Origin of the sequence: Enterobacteriaceae endosymbiont of Donacia piscatrix, from assembly GCF_012569525.1 — a bacterium.
Classification (GTDB): domain Bacteria; phylum Pseudomonadota; class Gammaproteobacteria; order Enterobacterales; family Enterobacteriaceae.
Genome location: NZ_CP046200.1, coordinates 252,438 through 259,350, shown reverse-complemented (window position 1 = coordinate 259,350; position 6,913 = coordinate 252,438). Strand labels below are relative to the sequence as shown.

Annotated in this window: 7 protein-coding genes and 2 tRNA genes; 5 read left to right on the top strand and 4 right to left on the bottom strand. The window is 21.6% G+C overall.

Going from position 1 to position 6,913, the window contains the following annotated elements; all coding sequences use genetic code 11:
* Window positions 1-446: RNA polymerase-binding protein DksA (gene dksA / locus GJT96_RS01235; RefSeq protein WP_169780594.1), on the bottom strand; the 446-nt coding region annotated here is incomplete at its 3' end.
* A gap of 286 nt (window positions 447-732) precedes the next feature.
* On the opposite strand from dksA, the gene trxA reads away from it, so the two are divergent.
* The 4 genes from trxA (at window position 733) to GJT96_RS01215 (ending at window position 2,937) form a co-directional block, all read left to right on the top strand.
* The gene (gene trxA, locus GJT96_RS01230) at window positions 733-1,065 is read left to right on the top strand and encodes a thioredoxin (RefSeq protein ID WP_169780417.1); all 333 of its coding nucleotides are present in this window, start codon (window positions 733-735) and stop codon (window positions 1,063-1,065) included.
* 198 nt (window positions 1,066-1,263) lie between these two features.
* A complete protein-coding gene (gene rho / locus GJT96_RS01225) occupies window positions 1,264-2,523 on the top strand; it encodes a transcription termination factor Rho (protein WP_169780416.1) in 1,260 nt (419 codons plus the stop codon).
* A gap of 255 nt (window positions 2,524-2,778) precedes the next feature.
* A tRNA-His gene (locus GJT96_RS01220) sits at window positions 2,779-2,851 on the top strand.
* Window positions 2,852-2,863: 12 nt separating this feature from the next.
* A tRNA-Pro gene (locus GJT96_RS01215) sits at window positions 2,864-2,937 on the top strand.
* Between the two features lie 31 nt (window positions 2,938-2,968).
* Here GJT96_RS01215 and ribB read toward each other — a convergent pair.
* Window positions 2,969-3,613, bottom strand: coding sequence for a 3,4-dihydroxy-2-butanone-4-phosphate synthase (ribB, locus tag GJT96_RS01210; protein WP_169780415.1), 645 nt, complete (start codon window positions 3,611-3,613; stop codon window positions 2,969-2,971).
* A gap of 202 nt (window positions 3,614-3,815) precedes the next feature.
* On the opposite strand from ribB, the gene GJT96_RS01205 reads away from it, so the two are divergent.
* Window positions 3,816-5,045 (top strand): multifunctional CCA addition/repair protein, encoded by a 1,230-nt coding sequence (locus GJT96_RS01205; RefSeq protein WP_169780414.1) that lies wholly within the window; start codon window positions 3,816-3,818, stop codon window positions 5,043-5,045.
* Window positions 5,046-5,063: 18 nt separating this feature from the next.
* Here GJT96_RS01205 and uppP read toward each other — a convergent pair whose 3' ends face one another.
* Entirely contained in the window at window positions 5,064-5,909 is an 846-nt protein-coding gene (gene uppP / locus GJT96_RS01200) for an undecaprenyl-diphosphatase UppP (RefSeq protein ID WP_169780413.1), read from the bottom strand.
* The gene (gene tsaD / locus GJT96_RS01195) at window positions 5,893-6,912 is read right to left on the bottom strand and encodes a tRNA (adenosine(37)-N6)-threonylcarbamoyltransferase complex transferase subunit TsaD (protein WP_169780412.1); all 1,020 of its coding nucleotides are present in this window, start codon (window positions 6,910-6,912) and stop codon (window positions 5,893-5,895) included. Before tsaD ends, uppP begins: the two co-directional genes overlap by 17 nt.
* Between the last annotated feature and the right edge of the window lies 1 nt (window position 6,913).

The window sequence follows — 6,913 nt, the reverse complement described above, 5'->3', positions numbered from 1 at the left end:
GCAATTTGTTTAGCACGTATTTCTGCTAAAGTTTTACAATCAATACATAAATTTGCGATAGGTTGTGCTTCTAATCTTTTTAATCCGATTTCAATTTCACAACAATCACAATAACCAAAATTTTTAGTATTAAATTTTTTTAATGTCATTTCAATTTTTTTTATTAATTTTCTTTCTCTATCCCTATTACGTAATTCTAAATTAAATTCTTCTTCTTGCGTAGCTCTATCTATTGGATCAGGAAAATTATATGTTTCATCTTTAATATAAGTAATTGTACTATTAATTTTTTTATTTATTTTATTTTTCCATGATTCTAATATTTTTTTAAAATGTAACAATTGTTTTTTATTCATATATTTTTCATTAGGTTTTAATTTATATGGAGCTACTCCAGCAATAGATAAAATATTTAAAGATGACAAAAAATTATTATTTTTTTTCATTTATTTTCCATAAATTTATTAAGTAATACTTTAATTTAAATTAAAATTTAACAATTATATTTTAATTGATACAAATTATTAAATTTTTACAAACTATCGATTATATAATAATGATATTACTTATTTTTGTATATATTCTTGTTAATTTTAAACACTATTTATTTTCTTGTAATATAAATATATTTAATATATAATAGTAAAAATTAAGTTGCATTTAAATAATTTTTTTATCAAATTTATTAGAATTATTAAAAATAATACTTATTTATATAGGAATCTCAAATTTATGCAATATAAGACTAATATTATAATAAATTTAAACGATAAAAATTTTCAAGAAGAAATAAAAAAAAATAATTTAGTTTTAGTTGATTTCTGGGCTGAATGGTGTAATCCATGTAAAATTTTTTCTAAAATTTTAGAAAGTGTATCACTTGAATATAAAAATATTATTTTTACTAAATTAAATATTGAAAACTATAAAAATATAACAGAAAAATATAATATTCGTAGTATACCTACAATTTTATTATTTAAAAATGGGAATGTTATTGATAAAATAATTGGTTCTATAACTAAAATACAATTAAAAAATTTTTTAGATAAAAATTTAAAATAATATTTTAAATGAAGTTTAAAATTTTAAAGGAGATAAATATTATTATGAATATTTTATTAATAAATAATAAAATAAAGTTTTAAAAAATATATATTGTTGTCGTAATGTTTGTTTAATTTAAAATTATTAGTATAAGTATTTTATAAATTAATTTTATAAAAAATATTTAAGAATTACTAAAGTTAAGACCTCACCATTATGAATCTTACCGAATTAAAAAATAAACCTATATCTGATCTAATAGATTTAGGTGAAAATATTCATCTAGAAAATTTAGCTAGAATGCGTAAACAAGATATTATTTTTACTATATTAAAACAACATTCCAAAAGTGGTGAAGATATTTTTGGTGATGGAATATTAGAAATATTACAAGATGGATTTGGATTTTTACGTTCTTCTGACAGTTCTTATTTAGCAGGTCCTGATGATATATATGTATCTCCAAGCCAAATTAGACGTTTTAATTTACGTACAGGAGATACTATTTCTGGGAAAATTCGTCCTCCTAAAGAAGGAGAAAGATATTTTGCATTATTAAAAGTTAATCAAGTAAATTTTGATAAACCTGAAAATGCTAGAAGTAAAATTTTATTTGAAAATTTAACACCATTACATGCAAATTCTAGATTAAGTATGGAAAGAGGTAATGGTTCTACAGAAGATTTAACTGCTCGTGTGTTAGATTTAGCTTCGCCTATAGGAAGAGGACAAAGAGGATTAATAGTAGCCCCCCCAAAAGCCGGAAAAACTATGTTATTGCAAAATATTGCACAAAGTATTGCATATAATCATCCTGATTGTGTATTGATAGTTTTACTTATTGATGAACGTCCAGAAGAAGTAACTGAAATGCAACGATTAGTAAAAGGTGAAGTAATAGCATCAACTTTTGACGAACCACCTTCTAGACATGTTCAAGTTTCTGAAATGGTTATTGAAAAAGCAAAAAGATTAGTAGAACATAAAAAAGATGTTATTATTTTATTAGATTCTATGACTCGTTTAGCAAGAGCATATAATACTGTTGCACCCGCATCTGGTAAAGTTTTAACTGGAGGAGTTGATGCAAATGCATTACATCGTCCTAAACGTTTTTTTGGAGCTGCAAGAAATGTTGAAGAAGGAGGAAGTTTAACAATTATAGCAACAGCATTAATTGATACAGGATCAAAAATGGATGATGTTATTTATGAAGAATTTAAAGGAACTGGTAATATGGAATTACATCTATCACGTAAAATAGCAGAAAAAAGAGTTTTTCCTGCTATAGATTATAATAGATCTGGAACAAGAAAAGAAGAATTATTAAGTTCTTCTGAAGAATTACAAAGAATGTGGATTTTAAGAAAGATAATTCATCCTATGAATGAAATAGATGCAATGGAATTTTTAATAAATAAATTGTCAATGACAAAAACTAATTATGATTTTTTTAATATGATGAAAAGATCTTAATTAATTATATTAATATTTTTTATTAAAATTTTTTTAAATAAAAATTTTTAATATAAATTAATATTTATTTAAATATATGATTTAAAAAATTTTTATAAAAAAACTAGACATTTAAGAAATGAATTTGTAATATTATACAGATAATATCTATAATTTAGTTAAATAAGGTTTTATTTTCTAAAAATAGAAATTCTTAATTTGATCACTATCAAATAATAACTAAGTTATTAATTTCTCATATTTACAATTAATGTGGTGGTTATAGCTCAGTTGGTAGAGCACTGGATTGTGGTTCCGGGTGTCATGGGTTCAATTCCCATTAACCACCCAAAATTTTTACCGGCGAGTAGCGCAGTTTGGTAGCGCAACTGGTTTGGGACCAGTGGGTCGGAGGTTCAAATCCTCTCTCGCCGATAAAGATAGTTTTATTATTGATAAATTTCAATTATAAATATCTATTTTCAATAGAAAATTTTTTTATATCATTAATTGTAATTACTATCATTTTATTTTTTTTTGCAAAAGATATAGTATCAAATTTATTTGCCATAGTTCCATTTTTATTAGTTAATTCACATAATACACCAACAGGTTTCATTTTTGCAATTTTCAATAAATCTATTGTTGCTTCAGTATGTCCTTGTCTTTTAGAAAGACCTCCATCTACAGCTCTTAGTGGAAAAACATGTCCTGGTTTATGTAGATCTGTAGGAACTACATGATCAGCAATAGCAGTTTTTATAGTTGTAAATCTATCTTTTGCAGATACTCCAGTAGAAATTCCTTTAGCAGCTTCAATACTAACAGTAAATCCTGTTTTATAAAAATTAGTATTTTTTTTTACCATCATAGGTAATTTTAATTTTTTACGTAAAAAATCTGTAATACATAAACAAATAATACCACTGCCATTTCTAATAGAAAATGCAATACTATCTATAGAAATTTTTTCTGCTGAAAAAACAATATCACTTTCATTTTCTCTTTTTTTATCGTCTAAAATTAAAATTCCTTTCCCTTTTTTTAAGGAATTAATAGCATTTTTAACACGTGTTTCAATGTTACCAAATTCTATATTAAGTAAATTCATAAAATAATATTCAAATTATAATTTAATGATATTATATATTAATTTTTAATTTAAATTATTTTCTTTATAAAAGAAATTAAAATTAAAAAATTAATATTTTATTATTTTTAATAATAAAATTATTTTAATAAAGTTTAAAAAAAAATTTATTATAATAAATAATAATTTTTTATATTTTAAAAAAAATTTTAGGAGTAATAAATTGAAAATATACTTAGTTGGTGGAGCTGTACGTGATTATTTATTAAAAATAAATGTAAAAGATAAAGATTGGGTTGTTGTAGGATCTGATATAAAATCAATGCTTAAATTAGGTTTTAAATTAGTTGGTAAAGATTTTCCTGTTTTTTTACATCCTAAAACACATGAAGAATATGCATTAGCTAGAACTGAACATAAGTATGGACATGGTTATAAAGGATTTAAATATCATGCAACTCCTACCATTTCTTTAAAAGAAGATTTATTACGTAGAGATCTTACTATTAATGCTATTGCGCAAGATAATTTAGGAAATTTTTATGATCCATATAATGGATTACAAGATATAAAAAATCGTATATTAAAACATGTTTCTTCTTCATTTAAAGAAGATCCTTTAAGAGTTCTAAGAGTAGCTCGATTTGCCGCTAAATTAAATTATTTAAATTTTAAAATTCATGATAAAACATTAAAATTAATGAAAATTATGAGTAATTCTGGGGAATTATCATATTTAAAACCTGAAAGAATTTGGAAAGAAACATATAATGCACTTCAATCTAAACATCCTCAAATATATTTTAAAATATTAAAAGAATGTAATGCTTTATCTATTATTTTACCAGAAATAAATAAATTATATGGTATACCTGCACCATTAAAATGGCATCCAGAAATCGATACTGGAATACATACAATGCTTACATTAAAAATTATTTCTCAACTTACAAAAAATGCATCAACAAGATTTGCAGCATTATGTCATGATATAGGTAAAGGATTAACTCCTAAAGAATTATTACCTAGACATCCAGGACATGGTATTGCTGGAATACCATTAATTAAAAAATTATGTAAAAGACTTAAAATACCTAATAATATTAAAAAATTGGCTATATTAGCAGCTAAAATTCATGATATTATTCATGATATATATAATCAAAAACCAGAAGATATATTAAATATATATAATATTATTGATGCTTGGCGTAAACCAGAAAGAGTGAAACAAATTGCATTAATAAGTGAAGCTGATGCAAGAGGTAGATTAACTTTAGAGTTAATAGAATATAAACAAGGTAAATATTTCATTAATATGTATAAATTTATTTCTAAATTAAATATTAAAAATATAATTAATAATATTAATTTAAAAGGGATCGATATAAATAAAACAATTCAAAATAAAAGATTAAAATTATTAAAATGTTTTTTAAAATCTAAATATTAATTAATTTTAATATAATAATTAATATATTAATATTAAGATTAGTATTAAAAATATACGATATATACTAAACCATATTAAAGAAATATTATTTATTAAATAAATAAATTTTTTTATTAAAAATAAACTAATTATAAATGAAATAAAAAATCCTATAAATAATATTTTGTAATCATTAAAATTTATGATTGAATAATTATTATATAATGTTAATAAATTAGCTCCAAAAATTACAGGTATAGATAAAATAAAACAAAAATCAATAGCAATAGAACGTTTTATTCCTAATAATAGGCTTATAGATAATGTTGATCCTAATCTAGAAACACCAGGTAATAAAGCTAAACATTGAAAGCATCCAATTATAAAATTTAAATTATATGAAATATAATTTAAATTTTTAATATTATGTATTTTAGGTTTATATATCTCAGAAAATAATAATAATAATCCTCCTAAAAATAATCCATATATAATGTATAAAATATTATTAATTGCTATGATTTTATCAGAAAAAATTAATCCTATAAAAATTACTGGTAACGTAGATATTATTATTTTAAATATATTAATTTTTTTTTTATCATAAATTTTATGATAAATTGTATTTAATATTATTTGAATAATTTTTTTCCAAAAAATAATTATAATTGCAAATGTTGAACCTAGTTGTATAGTAATTTCAAAAATTTGTAAATTTTTATTATTAATAATATTTAATATTTTAGAAAAAATAATTACATGAGCACTTGAAGATATTGGTAAAAATTCAGTTAAGCTTTGTATTATACTTAATATTATAATAGAAAAATAATTTAATGTTATCATAATAACCTCAAATATTAAAATTTTACGATAAAAAATCATCCTCCAAAGATAGTCTTGAATTAATAATTATATTATTTAATATATATTTTTTTCTAAAAAAAACTTTTTTTGATCCAATATAAGCAATCATTCCTGCATTATCTGTACATAATTTTTTATTACTATAAAATAATTTAATATTATTTTTTTGAAAATTTCGATAAAAAATTTTTCTTAATTTTTTATTTGCACTAACTCCTCCAGCAATAACTAATTGATTTATATGATATTTTTTTAAAGCCCATAAACTCTTTATATAAAGAGTATCTATAATAGCATCTTCAAATGCACATGCAATATTAGCTTTAACTTGAAAATTATTTAAATCCTGTTTTTTTATAAAATTTTGTACAAAAGTTTTTAATCCTGAAAAACTAAAATTTAAATCATTTTTTTTAGATATCATAGGTCTAGGAAAAATAAATTTTTTTGGTATACCATACTGTGATAATTTAAATAAATTTTTACCTCCTGGATAATCTAATCCTAATAATTTAGATACTTTATCTAAAGTTTCACCTACAGCATCATCTATATGTTTTCCTAAAATTTTATATTTTCCGAATTTATGTACATATATTAATTGTGTATGTCCCCCAGAAATTAATAAACCGATAAAAGGAAAATATGGTTTTTTTTTTTGTAGCATTATTGAAAATAAATGACCTTCCATATGATTAACTGGAATAATAGGAATATTTAATGCAAATGCTAAAGTATGTGAAACAGTAGCTCCTATTATTAAAGAATTTATTTGTCCTGGACCAGCAGTATAAGCTATAGCATCAATGTCATGTAAATTTTTATTAATTTTTAACAAAGATTTTTTTATTAATGGAATAATTTTTTTTAAGTGATTTCTAGCAGCTAATTCAGGTACTACACCCCCATATTTAGAATGAATTTTTTGTGTATAAATGTTATTACATAATATTCCTTTTTTATTATCATAAATAGAAACTGATGTATCGTCACATGACGTTTCTATACCCATAAAAAGCATA